The sequence below is a fragment of the Echinicola pacifica DSM 19836 genome (genome assembly GCF_000373245.1).
Lineage (GTDB): Bacteria > Bacteroidota > Bacteroidia > Cytophagales > Cyclobacteriaceae > Echinicola > Echinicola pacifica.
Genome location: NZ_KB890754.1, coordinates 21,056 through 42,321, shown reverse-complemented (window position 1 = coordinate 42,321; position 21,266 = coordinate 21,056). Strand labels below are relative to the sequence as shown.

Genomic DNA, 21,266 nt, shown 5'->3' with positions numbered 1-21,266 from the left:
TAATTCATATCTTCGCAAGCGAATAATGAATAAAAAACTTATCCATACCATTTTTCTTTCCATCGTATTTACGCTGATGCTCGGGCTTAATGCCCAGGGGCAGAATGGGGCTTTTATCTATGGCAAGGTGAAACTCCGCAATTCCAGCGAAATCGAAGGACATATACGCTGGGCCGCTGGCCAAAGCCTATGGGTGGACCTGCTCCTTGCCGAAAAAAAGGACAATACCATCCTGCAATACCTCAGCAAGGAAGACCTCCGTCAACTCAGCGCCTCCGAAAAGAAAACCGATTGGAGTTTTATGGCTTTATGGGAAAACCAATATCCCAATAGAAAACTAACCTTCCGCAGCCAATTTGGCAATATTCGTCAGCTCACCGTCACAGGAGCCAATGAAGCCACCATTCGACTCAAAAACAACCATGATATTCGCATCTTCATCAATGAGGATGTAGAATACAAAAACCAACTGGGTAAGGACTTGGTCATTGTGACCGCCGACCAAAAGAAAGTCACCGTGAAGTGGGAAGACCTGCAAAGTATCGTGTTCCTGCAAGAGAAGGCCCCTAACCCCAATGGAAATAGTCCACTTTATGGGAAGGTAGAGACACGGTTTGGTTATTTCTATTCAGGCCTGATCAAATGGGATATGGACGAATATCTCTCCCAGCAATACCTCGATGGGACGAGCATAGACCATCGTCACATTCGTCATCAATTTGCCGAGGTCAAAAGCATCCGCCCAAAGAATCACGGCTCCCTCATCCAGCTGCAATCGGGAAAGGAAATTTATATGGATGACCATCCCAATGTCAACAATACCAACGCGGGTATTCAGATAAGAAATCCCCTTTGGGGCCAGATCACCCTCCAATGGGGGGACTTCAAAAACGCCCATTTCAGCCCTGTACCTGCGCATACTTCCAGTGGAACCGGCTACAGCTATTCCGATTTCAGAACCCCAAAACCCCTTAGAGGCAGCTTGACGCTGAAAGACAATTCCACGATATCCGGAGCGATATTTTATGACCTGGACGAGCGATGGGACATAGAAACCCTAGACGCCTGGGCTCAAGGTGGAGGGCTGCTGCAAATCCCATTTCGGGAAATCAAAAAAATCACTCCCCTTAATGACAGCCAGTCTAAGGTCTTACTGCGTAGTGGGGAGTTGATTACGCTGGGGGACAGAAGTGATGTAAACTCCCAAAACTGGGGCATTATGATCCAAAAAAGCGATGAAACCTTCCAATATTTCCCATGGGCAAAAATAAAGGAAATTTCCTTCATCCATTAATTAGGAGCAAGGGCAGGAAAACAATAAGCAGCCTCCAGGCGGACAATCATGGGGGCAAGGAGATTTTTGATAAAAGTGAGTATATTCAGCATGATAAAAGGTTAAAATTGAAGGAAAACAATCAAATATATCCCAGTAAAAAAAGGCTGGTAATCCTACTGCTGGTGCTTATACTGCCCGTGATCCTGCTGCTGAGCCTTGGAAACACGGATTTTGCAGCTGCCATATTATGGATTGAGGCGGTTTTAGTTTTTTTGGTGCTGGGCAATCTGTTTATCCACCAGAAATTAGAAAAACTTCAGCCTTGGGATCATATTCCCTTAAGGCGGTTTCTCAGTCAATTTATCCTCAGCGGCATCTATTCTTTAGCCTGTATAAATATCTGCTATTATAGCCTAAAAACCCTGCTGATCGGCCGTCCTCCCAGCTCGGATCAGTTTCTGGTCCTTAATATCTATGGGCTACTATTCTTCATTCCCATTATCTCCCTGGTTTTTGGGCTGTACTTTATGCAGCGCTGGAAGGCCGCGGTACGAAAATCCGAACAATTGCAGGCCGAAAATCTCAAAACAAGGCTGGAAACACTTAAAGGCCATATCGATCCTCACTTTCTTTTCAACAACCTCAATGTGCTTTCCTCGCTGATCGATATGGAAAATGAGGAGGCCCAGCGCTTTCTGGACAAGTTCGCAGAGGTGTACCGCTATGTGCTTCAGCATCGTGAAGAAGAGCTGGTAGAGTTGGAGGTGGAAGTGGCCTTTATCAGTTCTTATATGTATTTATTTCAAAAACGTCTGGACCGTCAGCTTAAGATAGCTATTCATTATTCGGGTGGAAATAAGGCCTTGTACATCCCCACCCTGAGTCTGCAGATGCTGGTAGAAAATGCCATTAAACATAATATCGCAAGCGCCCTGCGGCCGCTGAAAATTGAGATCAATTGTGAACAGGATCAGTACATTACCGTGAGGAATACCTACCAACCTAAGGTAAAAGCACCCAGCGAACTGCCTCAATCGGGGCTTGATAATATCAGAAAAAGGCTGGCGTATTTTACAGAAAAACAAGTAATTTTAATTCAAAACGAGGATTTTTTCGAGGTAAAAATCCCCCTGATCGAAATGGAAACTAAATCATGAAAGTTCTAATCGTAGAAGATGAAAGTCCTGCGGCCAATAAGCTGAAGCAGATGCTCCTGAGGTACAGTAATGAAATGGAGATGGTGGCCAATCTCAGTTCGGTGCAGGAGACGGTGGCCTGGCTGAGCAGTCATCCAGCTCCCGATCTCATCATGATGGATATTCAGATCGACGATGGGCTTTGTTTTGAGATTTTTAAGGAGGTGAAAGTTCTGAGTCCAGTGATCTTTACCACCGCCTATGACCAATACGCCATTCGTGCATTTGAGGTGCATAGCATTGATTATCTGTTGAAGCCATTCAGCTATGAGAAGCTCGAGATCAGCCTCAATAAACTTATGGATATCCAGCAAAACCGTCAGGAGCTCAAGCCTTCCCCGGTGAATATGGACCAGCTTATGGAAGCTCTCGAAGGTCAAAAACAGCGCTTTAAGTCCCGCTTTCTGGTCAAAGCAGGTACCAAAATACGATCGGTCAAGAGCAGCGAAATTGCTTATATCTATACGGACCGCAAGCTGAACCTGCTCGTCACTGGTGAGGGAGACCGCTACCCTGTTGATCAGTCCCTAGATGAGCTATCACAGCTGCTGGATCCTCAGGATTTTTTCCGCGCCAACCGCCAGTTGATCATACATATTGACGCGGTCAAGGTCATCCATCCTTATTTCAAGGGGCGGGTAAAACTCGAAATTACGCCTTCTTTGGACCAGGAGATTATCATCAGCAGTGAAAGAACCCCCAGCTTCAAAGCCTGGCTAGACCAGTAATTTTAAGCGAGCATAAATCCCGGTTCAGCAGGAAGATGTCCTTATTGACAGATAGCAACTTTCTTTAGTATGGCTTATACCTTAAGTTCGAATATCCCCTAGCAGCCAGAAGGCTCTAAGGTAAATCATATTTCGGGGAAGAGTGATTTTCATTTCCCCAGAAACGATACTATTCGACAATAAACCATACGCCTACCCATGTTGCAAAACCAAAAGAGATTTTTACTCACCCTCACGGGGTCGTTGCTGCTCACTGCGGCCATGGCCCAGTACCCCAAAGAATCGGGTGCGGACCGAGCCAAAGCCGATTCCATAAAAAATGCCGCTCTCGCACATTCTGATAAGATGTGGGAAATAGCACGCGAGCGGGTGTACGAAGAGGAGACCCTAGGCAAGCCCTATATCCCATGGGCAGCGCGCCCCAGCGACCTACCCCAATCAGACCTGCCGGCCTTTCCGGGAGCAGAAGGCGGAGGAATGTACAGCTTCGGAGGACGAGGAGGACAGGTAATCACTGTCACCAGCCTGGCAGATCATGGCCCTGGCACCTTACGCGAAGCCTGCGAAACCGGCGGAGCTAGGATCATCGTCTTCAATGTCGCCGGGATCATCCAGCTGGAGACACCACTGATCATCCGTGCCCCTTACCTGACCATCGCTGGCCAGACCGCTCCCGGGGATGGCGTCTGTATCGCCGGGGAGTCCGTATGGATAGATAGCCATGATGTGGTCATTCGCCATATGAGATTCCGTCGAGGAGAGACCTTTGTAGGCAGAAGAGATGATGCGATTGGTGGCAATCCCGTCGGAAATATCATGATCGACCATGTCTCTGCCAGCTGGGGATTGGACGAAAATATGTCTATCTACCGACATATGTACGACCCTGGAGGTGGATATAAACAGGAGAAACTCCCCACCGTCAATATCACCATCCAGAATAGCATCTTCTCCGAAGACCTGGACACCTATAATCACTCTTTGGGTAGCACCCTGGGAGGCGAAAATTGCTCGTTTATGAGAAACTTATGGGCCAGCAATGCAGGAAGAAACCCCTCCATTGGCTGGAATGGCATATTCAACTTCGTCAATAATGTGATCTTCAACTGGGCACACCGCACCACCGATGGAGGCGACTATAAGGCCACCTATAATATCATTAATAATTACTATAAACCCGGCCCTGTCACTGATAGAAGCTCTCCGGTGTCCTACCGTATTTTGAAACCTGAGTCGGGACGCAGTGACCTGGACTCCGTGGTCTTTGGCAGAGCTTATGTCCATGGAAATATCGTGGAGGGTATGTCCGCTGTCACTCAGGACAATTGGAATGGTGGAGTACAGATGGAAGGGAAGAATGGCCAAGCTATGACTTTAGAGCAGGCACAGCATTATTTCTCTAGGATGAAGGCCAGCAAACCATTCCCCATGCCTCATATGAGTGTATTACCCACACAAAATGCTTATGATCATGTATTGGAAAATGCTGGTGCGACCCTTCCTAAGCGTGACCCTGTTGATGAACGGATCATCAGAACCGTCAAGACGGGTGAAATAGAATACACCAAAGGACTTGATCCTGAATCCTTCTACCAGTTCGAACACCGACGACTGCCCAACGATGCCTATAAACAAGGAATCATCACCGAGATCCGTCAGGTGGGTGGATATCCGGAATATCAAGGTCAGCCTTACCTCGACTCGGATATGGACGGTATCCCCGACTCCTGGGAAAAGGCCCAGGGGCTGGATCCACATGACCCCAGCGATGCAAACGGGGATATCAATGGAGATGGCTATACCAATATCGAAAAATATATCAATGGAATAGACCCTAAACTAACTATAAACTGGAAAGACCTATCCAATAATAAGGACACGCTTACCGAAAATGGGCTATCGGTAGATAAATAAAGGTTGATACTTAGCCCTAATTTGATTTGAATGTTTAAAGGTTTGGAGTGTTTCACTTCAGACCTTTTTTGTTTCGATTTCCATCAGGGTTCAACTTAAATCCCAATAAAAAGAGTAATTCAATTAATCGATAAGCTTGAAATGCTGCTAACTTCTCGATTAGAAAAATCATTATTTACAAATAATACTACCTCTAATTAAATTAATATTATTACTAATAATTAAAGATTTACCATATCTTATTCCACCGATTAGAGAATCAACCACCTTTTCTTCAAATCAATTGATATTAAGCCATATTACATCAGTTCTGAGGCATAAAATAACCGCCTATTCATATAGCCTTAATATATAGGATGGACTTCATCTGGGTTAAAAAGAGGTATTCATTTAAACGCGTATTTAACCTTTTATCAAATGAATGAATAAATATCCTTTTTCTATTGCAAATTTGCTGGAATATTATGATTATTCCGAATAATGAAGCAACTCTACCTTTTCATAAGTGCCTACCTGCTTTGCGTTCCTTACCAAATACTTTTGGCTCAAGGTGATACAGAAGCAGTACAGGCCAACCAAACCGAGCTCAATGAGCTAAAAGGGCTCTATCAAGAGCTCATCCCCTACCCGCAGGAAATTTCCGCTGGAGGAATCTACGAAGCTGGAGGAACATTCCATATCGAAGGAACTGCCTTCCTGGTTTCCTCCGAATTTATCCGCGGAAACGTCTCCATCAATCGGGAAATTTTCAGGAACTTATTCTTGAATTATGATGTGATGAGAGACCAACTGGTAACCTACCACTCCGCTAATTTCCAGCAGATCGTATTGGATGCACGCAAAGTGGAGATGTTTGGCCTTGCCAATGACAGGATCTTCATGAAAATCGACCGAAATACCTCCTATTCATGGCATAAGAATGGATTTTACGAGGTTTTGCTGGATGCAGAAATCAAATTTCTCTCCAAGCACTATAAAACCGAAGAAATTCAGCGCGATTACGGGAGTTCCGAAAAAGCTTTTATTTTTATAAATCATGAGGATTTCTTCGTAATGAAGGATCAGGAATTTATAAGAATTCGGACCAAAAAAGACCTGGCCAATGCGGCGGGGATTAGCAAAAAGGAAATCAACAGCGTTTTAAGAAAAAATGGTCTGCGGTTTAATAAAAATCAACACCGCACCATGATCGAGGTTGGCAAAGCCTATTTTTCTAACGATAACTCCCCAGGTCAATGAAGTCAACCCAACTTATTTTTATAGTCCTTTTATTTATGGGGGGCCTCGGCAGTGGATTTGCCCAAGATCAAAAATCCAGTCAGGAAAAAATTACCGGCTTATTTCCAGGCATCAGCTTCTCCAGGTTTGTCAATTCCGTGGAAAGCCAGACTTCCTATCAGTTTTATTATAAGCAATCGGATGTCAAGGATATTCAGGTTAATATAAGTGCCAAGGATAACGATTTGGCGGATGTATTAAAATTGATCTTTGAGGGGAAAGAGATGCAATTCCGCATAGACAAGTCCAAGCGGGTATTCATATATCGTTCGGGTCCTTTTCATACGGGATTGAGCGCCAATTTCTTTCAGCAGGAACCGCAGCAGGGGGAATTTGAAAGCATGTCTTCCGAGTTGGACCTAGATCGAGCCTTTGCCAAAAACAAGCTATGGGTAATAGGAAGCTCGCAGAGCAGCGATACCGAGCCCACCGCTAGGCTGTCAGGAACTGTCCTTAGCCTCAAAACAGGCGAGCCAGTATTCGGAGCAGTGGTTTATGAAAAAACGAATTTTACCCGATCCATCACAGATGAAAATGGACAATTTAGCCTCGAACTTCCTAAGGGGCGTCAGACGATTTATATCCAGCATCTGGGTCAATTTCAGGAGCAACGTCAGGTAGAAATGCGGGGCTCAGGCTCTTTGGAGCTCCAGATAGACGAGAGCATAGTGTCTCTGGATGAGGTGGTGGTGAGCTCAGACCGACTCTCCAATGTAAACAGAACAGAGATGGGAGTGGAAACCATGTCGGTATCCTCCATGAAAAAACTCCCTTCGGTCATGGGGGAAGTCGATGTAATCAAGAGCATACTTACCCTGCCAGGCGTGAAAACCGTGGGAGAATCCAGCGTAGGCTTCAACGTCCGTGGCGGCGGGGCCGACCAAAACCTAGTGCTACTCAACCAGTCCACCATCTATAACCCTTCCCATCTTTTCGGCTTCTTTTCTGCCTTCAATGGCGATATGGTCGAAAGTGTGGCCCTGCATAAGGCAGGCATGGGAGCAGAATATGGAGGTCGTCTATCCTCGGTATTGGATGTCCGGGGAAAATACGGAAACCGTGAGAAAATCAGTGGTAGAGGAGGCATAGGCCTGCTCACTAGCCGGCTGGCATTTGATGGACCTGTGGGTGACAAAACCACCTTTATGGCCAGTGCCAGAACGACCTATAGCGACTGGCTGCTGAATCTGGTCAATGACAAGTCGGACCTCGACGCTGCGGCAGCAAGCTTCTACGATCTCAATTTAAATATAAAACACTATCTCGATGAGAAAAATGAGATCAGCCTAACCAGCTACCTCAGCCATGATTCATTTAATTTCGTCGCCGACACCCTATATGACTTTACCAATAGAAATATTGCCGTAAACTGGAAGCATTATTTCAACGACCAACTCGAGGCGGATTTCTCCATGGGTTATGATCAATATACCTTTGGTATCGAAGGCTATGAAAATGAGCTCAATGCCTTTGAATTTGACTTTAATATCCAGCAGTACCACCTGAAGGCCCACTTCGATTATGAGCAGGGCGATTATCATACGTTTAAATTTGGAGTAGATAATATTCTCTATAACCTACAGCCTGGAGATATTATGCCTCTGGGTCCAAACTCCATCGTCCTTCCAGAGACCGTCATCACCGAAAGAGCGCTAGAGTCGGCCCTATTCTTTACCGACCGCTGGGAAGTCACCGAAAAATTCACTGCAGACCTTGGACTTCGCTATGGAATGTACCGCATGCTCGGACCAAACCAGTTTAAGGAATATGCCCCTGATGCTCCAAAGAACGACGAAACTGTCACGGGAATCGTGGATTATGACAAAAATGAAACCATCGTCACTTATGGTGCCCCAGAGTTTAGGCTTAGTGGAAGGTATATTTTGGACAATTTCACCTCCATCAAAGCTGGCATACACAGCACCCGGCAATACATCCATCAGCTGTCCAATACCTCGGCAGTCACTCCTACTGATACCTGGAAGCTTAGCGATCCCTATATCCAACCGCAGCGCGGATATCAGACCTCCCTAGGCTTCTATAAGGACCTTAATCAGGGACTGATAGAAACCTCCGTGGAGGTTTATTATAGAGGGATGAGTCATCTGATCGATTATCGAAGTGGTGCGGAGTTATTATTGAATAATGATATTGAGCAGGACCTGCTCGATACAGATGGCAGAGCCTATGGGCTGGAGCTGCAGCTGAAGAAAACCACAGGCAAGCTAAATGGCTGGATTAGCTATACCTATTCCAGATCTGAAATGCGCACCTCCGATACGGAGCTATCCGAATCCATCAATGGAGGAAGCTGGTACCCTAGTAATTTTGACCAGCCCCACGCAGTGATGCTAGCAGCCAATTACGAACTCTCCAAGCGAGCCAACGTATCGGTAAATACCAATTATAGTACGGGAAGACCCATTACCTTGCCCGTGGCAAAATTCTATTATAATGGAGCTGAGCAAGTCCTGTTTTCTGAAAGAAATGCCTATAGGATTCCTGATTATTTCAGGATAGATCTAGCGCTAAACCTGGAAGGCAACCATAAGGTGGATAAGCCTGCGCATGCTTCCTGGTCTCTAGGCGTCTATAATTTATTAGGAAGAAGTAACCCTTATTCCATCTATTATACCCCTGTAAATGGCCAGCTTAAAGGATATCAATTATCGATATTTGCCAGTCCTATTCCATATATTACCTATAATTTTAGATTTTGAAAATGACTCGTCTAAATAAATCAATACTCATTAACCTCCTGATCTTTGCGGTCTTTATGGCCTGTCGGGAGCCGTATGATCCAGAGATAAACAGTGAAGACCTCAATGTGCTGGTCGTGGAAGGGCATATAGAAACGGAGGGAGGTAGCTCCTGGGTTTCGCTCAGCACCACAGGCTCATTAGATGATTATTTCAATTCTTATTTTCCCATTCAAGGGGCGCAAGTGAGGATACTGGATCAGAATAATGGCAGCTATACACTGGATGAAAATAATCCGGGACGCTATACTGGAAGCCCTGCATTATCCTCCGACCAGCAGTATAAGCTGGTCATTACCACCAGCGAAAATGGTACTTATGAAAGCGACTGGCTCCTTCCCATCGACAGTTCACCTATAGATGATATTGGCTATAAGCCTGAGGGCGGAACGCAGGATCTGGAGGTCTATGTATCCACCCACGGAACCGAGGAGGCGCAATATTTCATTTGGGATTATGAGGAAACCTATATCTTCCGGGCGGGGATTCCCTCCTTCTATAAGTATGATGCGGTCCGCGACACCGTGGTTTTCCGTAGCAATCCTGCCGACCGTATTGAGCGCTGCTGGAGGACCGAATATACGGATCTCATCAATATCGGCTCCGCCAGCCAATTCGCGGAAAACTTCATTTTTGAGAAGAAAATCCAACATATCCCCTATGGATCCGAAAAGATGACCGAACGCTATTCCATTCTGGTCAATCAACGCGCTATTAGCCGTGAGGCATATACCTTCTTTAATATTATGGAAAAAAACACCAATGATATGGGGGATATTTTCAGTCCACTGCCTTCTAATCTAAGTAGCAATCTCCATCACCTTACCGATCCCAACAAAAGGGTGATTGGTATGGTGACCGCAGGAAACTCCGTATCTATGCGGGTCTTTTTTGATCGATCGGAGATTGATTTCTGGCGCGTGGATAACCCCTATTATGCTGGATGTGAGATGTATGATGACACCATTAAAATAAGCGAACAAAGATTTTGGTTCCAGGACTTAGGAGCCAACCCTGTCTTAGTGGTAGAGGGTCCCACAGGAGGAATTTTAGGCTATAGAGGCGCCTCCGTGAGATGCACCGACTGTACCTTGAGAGGGGTAAATGTAGCACCAGATTTTTGGGTCGATAATTTATGAAAAAATTCAAAACCATACTATTAGCAATATTATTCCTTGCGATATACCAAGCTTCAGCTGGAGCTCAGAATACCGCCTTCGAGGAATCCATCAGCGTTCATCTGGCAAAAACCATCGCTGTGGCGGGTGAAAAAGTACCCGTGCAAGTGACCCTGCAGCTTCAAGGGCAGGCAAGCCCCCTGAACTTTGTCTATGCCGAACTGCTCAGCCGAGATGGAATACGATATGCTGAAGCGATCATACCTCTGGAAAATGGCCGGGCCTCTGCCTATATTCAAATCACCGATGAGACCCCAAGTGACCACTATCTGCTAAGAGTCTATAGCCGACTGGGAGCTAAATCTACCAATCCTAAGGCCAACTATCAGGAACTGATAACTATCATCAATCCGGAAATCCCTCCGACCAGACAAGGAGGCACTTCTGCCTCTTCCGGAAATACCCTCCAGCTGAGTGCGGGCGAACTGGGAATCGATATGGCTAGCAGCTCCATGGGCCGTGCTCAAACAGCCAAACTAAAGATAAAGGCGCCAAGCCAAGGCAAGGTCAACCTATCCATCAGCCTGAAAAATCCATACAGCAGCAGGCTGGTGTTTCAGGAAAAACTAAACAGTGAGCCAGCATCTTCCAGTGAAATGATCCCTGAAATCCGTGGACATATAATCCAAGGCCAGGTCACGAGCAGCCCGGTGGACACCCTAAGTTATTACCTATTGAGTGCCCATGGCAAGCAGTCGGAGCTATTTCTCTCCCGTCCAAATGCCGAGGGGGAGATTTATTTTGATCTTGGGGTATTTAAGCATTATGACTTCCTGATCTTGCAGTCAGAGCGCGATTCTGTTGCTTTTGACTTCCATATCCAGTCCCCTTTCGCCAGTCCACCCGATCTTTCCTGGTTGCCAAAGCTGGAGATAGACGAGGAAGATCAGGCCTGGCTCGACCAATGGGTATTGGGCCAAAGCATCGCTAGGCATTACCTTGCGCCGCTTCCCCTGCCACAAGACAGCCTGGTGACCGGTTTTACCGCCGATTTAAGTTATCTATTGGATGATTATAACCGATTTGAGGATATGGGTACCACCTTTAAAGAATATTTCCCTACGGTAATGGTAAGAAAATCCCATGGAAAGACCCATTTCAAATTGATCAATAAACCTTTGGGAACCGTCTTTGATGAAAACCCACTGATGCTTATCGATGGGATGCCTGTGTTTGACTCAGACCAACTGGCAAAATTCCACCCAAAAAATATACGACAGGCACTGATCACCAATCGTGAATATTATATTCGTAATAAGTCCTTCAAGGGGGTGCTGGATCTAAAGTCCTATCAAAATGATTTTGCAGGATATCCACTACCCGAAAATGCCCTCTATCTCGAATACCCAAGCATACAGCAGGAAGTGATCTGGGATTTTGAGCCCAGCGGGGCGGAAGAGCAGGTAAAAGCCCCCGACTTAAGGGATATTTTGCTTTGGCAAAGTAATATCTTTATGGAAGGCAATGGAGAAAAAGAATGGTCCTTTACCACTTCCGAGTTAGCGGGAACCTATGAAATCGTCCTCAGCTATACTGATACGCAAGGAAATCACTACCAAAAAACCAAGACCTTCACCGTCCTTTAATCCACTACCCCCTGCCCCCTAAAGGGGGTTCTTGATCTTTCTTTAAAGGACAATTAGATCCCGAAATTGGAGATTCAAGAACGTGAAGCAAACCAATAGAATTCGACATTGAAATCTGCCTTTTTTGCTCCTCCCCTTTAGGGGAGGCGGGGTGGGGTGAATAAAACCCTGACTGGTCCTATAAATAGTTTACAAGTTTGTATTTAGATCCTGATTTAGATTGACAGCGTATCGACTACCCCCTGCCCCCTAAAGGGGGTTCTTGATCCTTCTTTAAAGGACAATTAGATCCTCAAATTGGAGATTCAAGAACGTGAACCAGACCAATAGAATTAGACATTGAAATCTGCCTTTTTTTGCGCCTCCCCTTCAGGGGAGGCGGGGTGGGGTGAATAAAACCCTGACTGGTCCTAAAAATAGTTTACAAGTTGTATTTAGATCCTGATTTAGATTGACAGCGTGGCAACTACCCCCTGCCCCCTAAAGGGGGTTCTTGATCCTTCTTTAAAGGACAATTAGATCCCGAAATTGGAGATTCAAGAACGTGAACCAGACCAATAGAATTAGACATTGAAATTTGCTTTTTTTGCTCCTCCCCTTCAGGGCAGGCTGGGTGGGGTGAATAAAACCCTGACTGGTCCTAAAAATAGTTTACAAGTTGTATTTAGATCCTGAGTTAGATTGACAGCGTGGCAACTACCCCCTGCCCCCTAAAGGGGGTTCTTGATCCTATTTTAAGGACAATTCGATCCTGAAATTGAAGAATCAAGAAAGTGAAGCAAACCAATAGAATTAGACATTGAAATCTGCTTCTTTTGCTCCTCCCCTTCAGGGCAGGCTGGGTGGGGTGAATAAAACCCTGACTTGCCCTAAAACTAGTTTACAGGTTTGTATTTAGATCCTGATTTAGATTGACAGCGTGGCAACTCCCCCCTGCCCCCTAAAGGGGGGTCTTGATCTTTCTTTAAAGGACAATTCGATCCTGAAATTGGAGATTCAAGAAAGTGAACCATACCAATAGAATTCGACATTGAAATCTGCCTTTTTTGCTCCTCCCCTTCAGGGGAGGCGGGGTGGGGTGAATAAAACCCTGACTTGCCCTATAAATAGTTTACAAGTTGTATTTGGATCCTGAGTTAAATTGACAGCGTATCGACTACCCCCTGCCCCCTAAAGGGGGTTCTTGATTCTTCTCTTAAGGACAATTAGATCCCGAAATTGAAGATTCAAGAAAGTGAACCAGACCAATAGAATTCGACATTGAAATCTGCCTTTTTTGCTCCTCCCCTTCAGGGGAGGCTGGGTGGGGTGATCGACAAATAATGAAAAAAATAGTCCAAAAAAAGAGGCTGGCTAGGGGATTTGATTCCCTTGGCCAGCCTTTATATTTATATAGCACTTCTCTCTAGATCAATATCCTGCGGCCCAATCATCTCCACGAGGATCGCCAGCTCCTTCAAGCTTGCCGTCAGGCTGCACCAGGATCGCATCGACTCTACCGATGGTTCCACGGACTTTGATGGCATGCCCCATCTTCTCCAATGCCATTATCACCGCAGAATCAAGGGCTCCCTCCTCAGGGAAAATAAAATCTGGTTTCCACTGCGAATGCACTCTTCCGGCACTTACGGCCTCTGTCATCGTCATCTTATGATCGAGAACATTGAGGATCGTCTGATATACCGAGGTGATGATGGTACTACCGCCAGGTGTACCCACCACCATCAGCAACTTGCCATCTCTCTCCAGAATGGTGGGAGTCATCGCACTAAGCATTCTTTTTTCCGCCTCAATAGCATTCGCCTTACCGCCTAACAGACCATATAGATTAGGTACTCCAGGCTTACTGCTGAAGTCATCCATTTCATTATTCATCAAAAAACCCGCTCCTGTCACAAAGACCTTAGAGCCATAGCCGGAATTAATAGTGGTGGTGACCGAGACGGCATTTCCATCCTTATCCACGATGGAATAGTGCGTCGTCTCCTCACTCTCCTGCCCTGCCAGCTCCATAGCCTCCACTTCATTGCTGTCGGTGGCTTCGCCAAGATCGATTTCGCTCACCCTGCCAGCGAGATAATCCTCATCCATAAGCTCCTTCCGAGGCACTTCCCAAAAATCTTCATCACCAAGATGCTTTGCACGGTCTGCATATACGCGTCGCTCCATCTCGGTCATCACATGTACCGTCTCTGGGCTATGAAATCCATAAGACTCCAGCGGGAAATATTCCGACATCCTCAGTAACTGTATCAAGGCGATTCCCCCACTGCTGGGCGGTCCCATACTGTACACCGTCACATCATGATATTTGCCAGACACAGGCGTTCTCCACTTGGATTCATACCTCTCCATATCCTCCATACTGATGATGCCATTGCCACTTTGCATCTCAGCCACGAGGAGCTCGGCAGTTTTACCTTTGTAAAAACCCTCCCAGCCCAACTTCTGAATACGCTTCAAGGTGGCCGCAAGGTCTTTTTGCTTTAGCACATCCCCTTCCTGCCAGAGACGATCCAGCCTCACCAAGGGAATAGCTGTGCTATCACGGTTATTATCTATAAATCGCTGCTTGGTGCCATTATAATTATCAGCCTGCTGAGCGGTAATCGCAAATCCTCTCTTCGCCAACTGATAGGCAGGCTCGATCAGGTCCTTAAGTGGCATAGTGCCAAAACGCTTATGAGCACGGATCATACCATCTACCGAGCCCGGTACTCCGGAGGCCATCGGCCCGGCAGTGCTAAGGCCATCGATAATTTCTCCATTTTCATCCTGATACATCTCCTCATAAGCTGCCAGAGGAGCCTTCTCTCTAAAGTCCAGCGAAACCACTTCTCCACCCTCTGGACGGTACATCATGAATCCACCCCCACCGAGATTTCCCGCAGCAGGATACACCACCGCCAAGGCAAAATGCACGGCCACCATCGCATCGATGGCATTGCCACCCGCCTTGAGCACCTCAGCACCCACACGGCTGGCCTCATGATGAGCAGAGACTACCATCGCCTGATTGCCCACCACAGATTTGCCCTCCGAATAGTCCTTGGTCGGCATGGGAGCACAGGAAAATAGAACACAGACCCCCAGCAAAAAAGCCAGGCCTGAGGTCCATGAAGAAGAATGATTATAACGCATAAATAATTTTTTATAATAGGGTGAATGAATCGTAAATATAAGTCAATTAATGAAGTCAAAACCTCCAGCAAATATAGGAAAATGTTCGGAATGCCCATCCCTCCACTCCCCCCTAAAACCGCCAATAAAGGGCCCTAACACGAGGATATACTAGTAAAAAATACCCCATTTCGGGTATTTTATGAATTGGAGAAATTATGTAATTTGAAAACCCGTTTAACTATAATGAAAAAAGAAATACTATTATAGATGATAAACTCAAAATTAAAAATATCAATTAACCAGGCTTCCCAAAGGGGCATAAAAAAAGCCTCCTGGTTTATAATGGACAAGAGGCAACCCAAATGTTTTCACAACGGAATAATCCTTATTGTGAATTGCTTTCAGGTCAGAAAGATATGGAAAAACTAATAGAATCAAAAAAACACTCCTCAAAATATAAATAATTTTTATGAAAAGAATATTAGGACTTGATTTAGGAACTACATCAATTGGATGGGCATACATCAAAGAGGCAGAGAGTGAAAAAGAAAAATCCTCAATTGAGAAAATAGGGGTCAGAGTCAATACCCTATCTTCAGACGAAAAAACCAATTTTGAAAAAGGAAAACCAATAACAACAAATGCCAATAGAACATTAAAACGAAGTGCTAGAAGAAACCTTGACAGATATCAGCTTCGAAGAAACAATTTAATTGAAGTATTAATTCGTGAGAGAATAATCACCAATGAATCAATTTTAGCCGAGTCCGGCAAAAACACCACATTTGAGACATGGAAATTGAGATCAACTGCTGTTTCTGAAAGGATAAATAAAAACCAACTTGCAAGAGTACTATTGGCTATTAATAAGAAAAGAGGCTATAAAAGCAGTCGAAAAGCTAAGAATGAGGAAGAAGGTCATTCTATTGATGGTATGGTTATAGCAAAAAAATTATATGATGAAAATCTGCATCCTGGTCAATTAGTTTTTCGGCTATTAAATGAGGGAATAAAAAATTTGCCAGAATTTTATCGGTCTGATTTACAAGCGGAATTTGATTGTATATGGGATACTCAAAAAAAATATCACCCCGAGGTTTTTACTGATAATTTTTATAGAGAAATCATGGGCAAAGGCCAAAAAGCAACATCCGCGGCCTTTTGGAGAAATTTTGGATTTAACACCGCAGATATAAAAGACATCCACGAAAAGTTAAAATCTCCTAAAACCATCTCATTTGGTTTAAGAGAAAAGAAGAAATATCAAGGATATTATTGGCGAAATATTGGAATTCATTCAAAATTAGAGAAAGAGGAAGCTGCATATGTGATTACAGATATTAATAATGAATTGAAAAAATCTAGTGGATATCTTGGAGCAATATCAGATAGGAGTAAAGAATTATACTTTAATAAAGTTACTATTGGCCAATATTTATACAACACCCTAAAGCAAGATAAAAATTCAAAACTTAAAAATACAGTTTTTTACAGGCAAGATTATTTTGATGAATTTGAATTAATATGGGAGACCCAAGCTAAATATCATCCTGAATTAACCAGAAAATTAAAGGAGGAAATTAGGGACATTATTATTTTTTATCAACGAAAGTTAAAATCTCAAAAAGGATTAATAAGTCTTTGTGAATTTGAGAATAGAGAAATATCAGTTAAAAAAGGAGGAAAAATTTCAACAAGGACAATTGGGTCAAAAGTTATCCCTAGATCCTCTCCCCTTTTTCAGGAATTCAAAATTTTACAGCTTTTACATAATATCAAAATTCGAAAAAAAGGCAGTAAAAAAAGATCAGTAGCAAAAGAAAAAATTCTAACTGAAGAATCTGATATTTTCATACTTGATTCACTTGCCCGAGAGCATCTCTATTCAGAATTAAATATAAAAGGAACTTTAAAGGCGACCGAAATAATAAAGCATTTAGGATATAAAACTACAGAATGGGAAGTAGCTAACTACACACAGATAGAAGGAAATAATACAAATAAGCTATTTTATGAAGCTTATTTAAAAATTATTGAATCCGAAGGTTATGACATTATTGAGATCTTTGGCGGCAAGGCTGATTCTGACGAGGTAAAATTAAGTGATTTCACAATTTCAGCATCTGATTTAAAGGATAAAATATTGACAATTTTTGAATCCTTAAAAATAAATTCTCAGATTTTAGAGTTTAATGCAGAATTAGAAGGAAAAGCTTTTGAAAAGCAAGCCTCATACCAATTATGGCACCTGCTTTATTCCGCAGAGGATGACAGCAATAATCATAGTGCGGACGATATACATACATTCGGAAAGGATAATATTGACTTAAAAAAACTACTATGTAATAAATATGGATTCCAGCCTCATCATGCAAAGATCCTTACCAACCTGCCCCTTGATAGAGAATACGGAAGCTTAAGTTCAAAGGCCATTCGGAAAATTTATCCATTCATCAAAGAACACCAGTACTCAGAGGCGTGTGAATATGCAGGGTATAGGCATTCTAAATCATCACTTACAAAAAGTGAGGTCCAAAATCGCTCATTAAAAAATAAATTAGATTTATTAAAGAAAAATAGTTTACGCAATCCTGTAGTAGAGAAAATTCTAAATCAAATGATAAACGTGGTTAATTCATTAATTGACCAGGAAAATGTCCTCCTTGTAAAACAAGGTCTTCCACCAGAATTTCATTTTGATGAAATACGAATAGAATTAGCGCGAGAATTAAAGAAAAATGCTAAGGAGAGGGAAGAAATGACCACAAATATTGCTCATGCCAAAAATTTACATGACTCAATTTTTTCCACTCTTCAAGATGAATTTGGTATTAAAAACCCAACTCGAAATGATATATTAAGATATAAATTATATGAAGAACTTAAAAGCACCGGATTTAAGGATCTTTATACGAATGTCTATATTCCTCGTGACAAAATATTTACCAAAGAGATAGATATAGAACATATTATCCCACAATCTAAAGTATTTGACGATAGTTTTTCTAACAAAACTTTAACATTTAGAAAGATTAATAATGATAAAGGAAACCTTACTGCATATGATTATATCTTAGGAGAATTTGGTCAAATAGCATTAGATAGCTATTTAGAACGCATTAAAGTCTTATTTGATTTAGGTCAAAAAAACAATAAGGAAGGCATTTCAAAAGCTAAATATCAGAAACTTCTAAAAACTAATTCCCAGATTGGGGAGGGTTTTATTGAAAGAGATTTGAGAGATAGCCAATATATTGCTAAGCAAGCAAAATCTATCCTTTTTGAAATAACCCGATCAGTAGTTGCAACTTCTGGAAATATAACAGATAGATTGAGGAGGGATTGGAATTTAATTAATGTAATGCAGGAATTAAATTTTAGTAAGTACAATCATATAGGGCTAACTGAAGTAATTGAAAATAAAGACGGAACATTCAAAGAAAGAATTGTAGGATGGAATAAACGAAATGATCATAGGCATCACGCTTTAGACGCATTAACGATAGCCTTCACTAAACACAGTCATATTCAATACCTAAATCATTTGAACGCTCGCAAAGATGAAACTCATATAAAACACATTTTAATAAACCAGATTGAGAATAAGGAGACTCATAAGGTCCTCAGTAAAAATGGGAGAAAAAAAACTCAATTTAATGTTCCTATACCAAATTTCAGACAGGCGGCAAAAGCTCATTTGGAATCAGTGCTAGTTTCAAGGAAAGCAAAAAACAAAGTTGTTACACGAAATAAAAATTTAATTAAAACTGTTAAGGAGGTATTAATAAAAACCGAATTAACCCCAAGGGGCCAACTCCATAACGAAAGTATTTATAAAAAATATAAGTACCCAATAACAAAGGAGGTTAAAATAGGTGGGAGATTTGATGAAGAACTAATTTCGATGGTTAATAATCCTCATTACAAAAAGCTTCTGTTATTAAGATTATATGAGTTTGGAAATGATCCAAAGAAAGCTTTCACTGGAAAAAATGCTTTGGCTAAAAACCCCATCTTCATTAATCCCGATAAAACAGAAAAACTACCTGAGAAAATATCGATAACACAATTTTTGGAGGGCTATTCTATTAGAAATAAGATAGACCATTTATTAAATATTGATAAAGTAATTGATGAAGGAGTAAAACAAATACTAATGGAACGTCTAGAAAGGTTTAATAATGATCGCAAAAAAGCTTTTTCAAACCTAGAAAAGGATCCAATTTGGCTAAATAAAGCTAAAGGAATAAGCATTAAGAATGTACGGATTAGGGGTAAAAAAAATGCAGAAAGCCTTCATTCTAAAAAGGATCATTTGGGAAATAAAATTTTAGATCAAAATGGATTTGAGATCCCTGTAGATTTTGTAAATACAGGAAGCAATCATCATGTCGCAATTTATATTGATAAGGAGGGTAATCTTCAAGAAAATATAGTTTCATTTTTCGAGGCGGTAGCTAGAGCAAATCAGAAATTAGAAATAATTGACAAAAATTATAACAAGGACTTAGGCTGGACATTTTTATTCTCCTTGAAGCAAAATGAGCATTTTGTTTTTCCGGATTTAGGAAATGGTTTTAACCCAAGTGATTTCGATCTATTCAGTAAAGATAATAAAAGCGTTATTAGCCCACATTTATTTAGAGTACAGAAGCTTGCGACAAAAGATTATTTCTTTAGACATCATTTGGATACAAGCGTAGAGGAAAATGCTAAGTTAAAAGGAATTACGTGGAAAAGGACTGGCTTGACTGGCCTTAAGGGAATAGTAAAGGTCCGAATAAATCACTTAGGAGATGTGGTCTCGATAGGGGAAACAAGGTAATACTGATTATTATGATAAAACGGACACTTTTCTTTGGAAACCCAGCATATTTAAGCACCAATAATGAACAACTTTTGGTGACTTACCCTGATAATCAAGGAGAAAAGCAAGTACCAATTGAAGACATTGGAATGGTGATTTTAGAAAATGCCCAAATCACCATTACCAATGGATTAATCGGTAAGCTGGTTGATCATAAGGTGGCAGTAGTATCTTGTAATAACCAACATCTGCCTGATGGACTGCATCTACCTCTGCATGGACATACTGAGCAAACCGAACGCATAAGATTTCAACTTAATGCCAGTCAACCCCTTAAAAAGAATCTATGGCAACAGACCATAAGCTCCAAAATAAAAAATCAGGCGGCCTTGTTATCAGAACGAGATGTACCTATTCAAAAACTAACTCATCTAGCCAAAACAGTACAATCAGGTGATTCGGGAAATAATGAATCTCAAGCAGCCGCCTATTATTGGCAACATATCTTTGACCTACCTGATTTTAATAGGGGACAACATGGACTTCCTCCTAATAACTTGCTCAATTATGGGTATGCAATTCTCCGAGCGATAATTGCTCGAGCACTAGTAAGTTCTGGATTATTACCTGTAATCGGTATATGGCATAGAAATAAATACAATGCTTATTGCCTTGCGGATGACATCATGGAACCTTATCGTCCCTTTGTGGATATGGTGGTTCGGCATATTGTCGAAACTGAGGATAATTACGAAGAGCTAAATTTATCATTAAAAACAGAATTGTTATCTATTCCTGTCTTAGATGTCAATATAAATGGACAAAAAAGTCCCCTTATGATTGCAGCAAGTAGAACTACTAATTCATTATTTGAGTGTTATGCAGGAATAAGTCGAAAAATCTTATATCCAGTTTATGAATGATCGTTTTTATTCCAGATTAAATCAATACCGAAGTATGTGGGTTTTAGTTTTTTTTGATCTTCCTACCGACACTAAAATTGATAGGAAAAGGGCTAGTAAATTTCGAAAAAAACTTCTGGATGATGGCTTTAATATGTTTCAATTCTCCATCTATATGAGGTTTTGTGCTAGCAGGGAAAATGCAGAGGTACATACCAAGCGAGTAAAAATTAATCTTCCTCCCAAAGGGAAAGTAGGTATAATGGCGATTACCGACAAACAATTTGGTATGATGGATCTATTTTATGGGACAAAACTGGCTGATAAAGAGACTCCAGCTCAACAGTTAGAGCTTTTTTGATTGAATTATTTTAAAAGGATATTTGGTATACTCTGATATATTTCCAGCTCTGTTTTTCCAATCCTAATTTCATACATAACTAACAGCATACCAGCCTATTATGACCAGGTATGCTGTGATTACCTATGCAAGGTACAAGTCTGAAAGCAATTCACAAC

General features: G+C 42.2%; 12 protein-coding genes. 11 read left to right on the top strand and 1 reads right to left on the bottom strand.

Translation table 11 applies throughout. The features are described 5' to 3' along the window. Positions 1-25: 25 nt before the first annotated feature. The 8 genes from B050_RS0114150 to B050_RS0114110 all read left to right on the top strand — a co-directional run bounded on the left by B050_RS0114150 (position 26) and on the right by B050_RS0114110 (position 11,915). A complete protein-coding gene (locus tag B050_RS0114150; protein ID WP_018474589.1) occupies positions 26-1,294 on the top strand; it encodes a hypothetical protein in 1,269 nt (422 codons plus the stop codon). Then, entirely contained in the window at positions 1,258-2,433 is a 1,176-nt protein-coding gene (locus tag B050_RS0114145; RefSeq protein WP_018474588.1) for a sensor histidine kinase, read from the top strand. The genes B050_RS0114150 and B050_RS0114145 overlap by 37 nt, the downstream gene beginning before the upstream one ends. Next, complete coding sequence (locus B050_RS0114140; RefSeq protein WP_018474587.1) at positions 2,430-3,200, top strand: LytR/AlgR family response regulator transcription factor; 771 nt, start codon at positions 2,430-2,432, stop codon at positions 3,198-3,200. Before B050_RS0114145 ends, B050_RS0114140 begins: the two co-directional genes overlap by 4 nt. Before the next feature lie 198 nt (positions 3,201-3,398). Then, positions 3,399-5,114: a polysaccharide lyase domain-containing protein gene (locus B050_RS0114135; protein WP_018474586.1), complete on the top strand. Its 1,716-nt coding sequence runs from the start codon at positions 3,399-3,401 to the stop codon at positions 5,112-5,114. Positions 5,115-5,594: 480 nt separating this feature from the next. Beyond that, complete coding sequence (locus B050_RS0114125) at positions 5,595-6,353, top strand: hypothetical protein (protein WP_018474584.1); 759 nt, start codon at positions 5,595-5,597, stop codon at positions 6,351-6,353. Beyond that, positions 6,350-9,112 carry a TonB-dependent receptor gene (locus B050_RS0114120; RefSeq protein WP_018474583.1) on the top strand — a complete coding sequence of 921 codons (2,763 nt, stop codon included), beginning with the start codon at positions 6,350-6,352 and terminating at the stop codon, positions 9,110-9,112. The genes B050_RS0114125 and B050_RS0114120 overlap by 4 nt, the downstream gene beginning before the upstream one ends. Positions 9,113-9,114: 2 nt before the next feature. After that, entirely contained in the window at positions 9,115-10,290 is a 1,176-nt protein-coding gene (locus tag B050_RS0114115) for a DUF4249 domain-containing protein (RefSeq protein ID WP_018474582.1), read from the top strand. Further along, positions 10,287-11,915, top strand: coding sequence for a hypothetical protein (locus tag B050_RS0114110; protein WP_018474581.1), 1,629 nt, complete (start codon positions 10,287-10,289; stop codon positions 11,913-11,915). The genes B050_RS0114115 and B050_RS0114110 overlap by 4 nt, the downstream gene beginning before the upstream one ends. 1,410 nt (positions 11,916-13,325) lie before the next feature. Here the strand turns inward: B050_RS0114110 and ggt are convergent. Next, positions 13,326-14,975, bottom strand: a complete 1,650-nt coding sequence (gene ggt, locus B050_RS0114105) for a gamma-glutamyltransferase (RefSeq protein WP_018474580.1) — start codon at positions 14,973-14,975, stop codon at positions 13,326-13,328. Positions 14,976-15,507: 532 nt separating this feature from the next. Here ggt and cas9 point away from each other — a divergent pair. From cas9 to cas2, 3 genes are read left to right on the top strand one after another with little or no spacing between them, the layout of a single operon-like run. Beyond that, positions 15,508-19,863, top strand: coding sequence for a type II CRISPR RNA-guided endonuclease Cas9 (cas9, locus tag B050_RS0114100; protein WP_018474579.1), 4,356 nt, complete (start codon positions 15,508-15,510; stop codon positions 19,861-19,863). Between the two features lie 11 nt (positions 19,864-19,874). After that, on the top strand, positions 19,875-20,768 hold the full coding sequence (gene cas1 / locus B050_RS0114095) for a type II CRISPR-associated endonuclease Cas1 (protein ID WP_018474578.1): 894 nt from the start codon (positions 19,875-19,877) through the stop codon (positions 20,766-20,768). Then, on the top strand, positions 20,761-21,108 hold the full coding sequence (gene cas2 / locus B050_RS0114090) for a CRISPR-associated endonuclease Cas2 (RefSeq protein WP_018474577.1): 348 nt from the start codon (positions 20,761-20,763) through the stop codon (positions 21,106-21,108). The genes cas1 and cas2 overlap by 8 nt, the downstream gene beginning before the upstream one ends. The last annotated feature ends 158 nt before the right edge of the window (positions 21,109-21,266 follow it).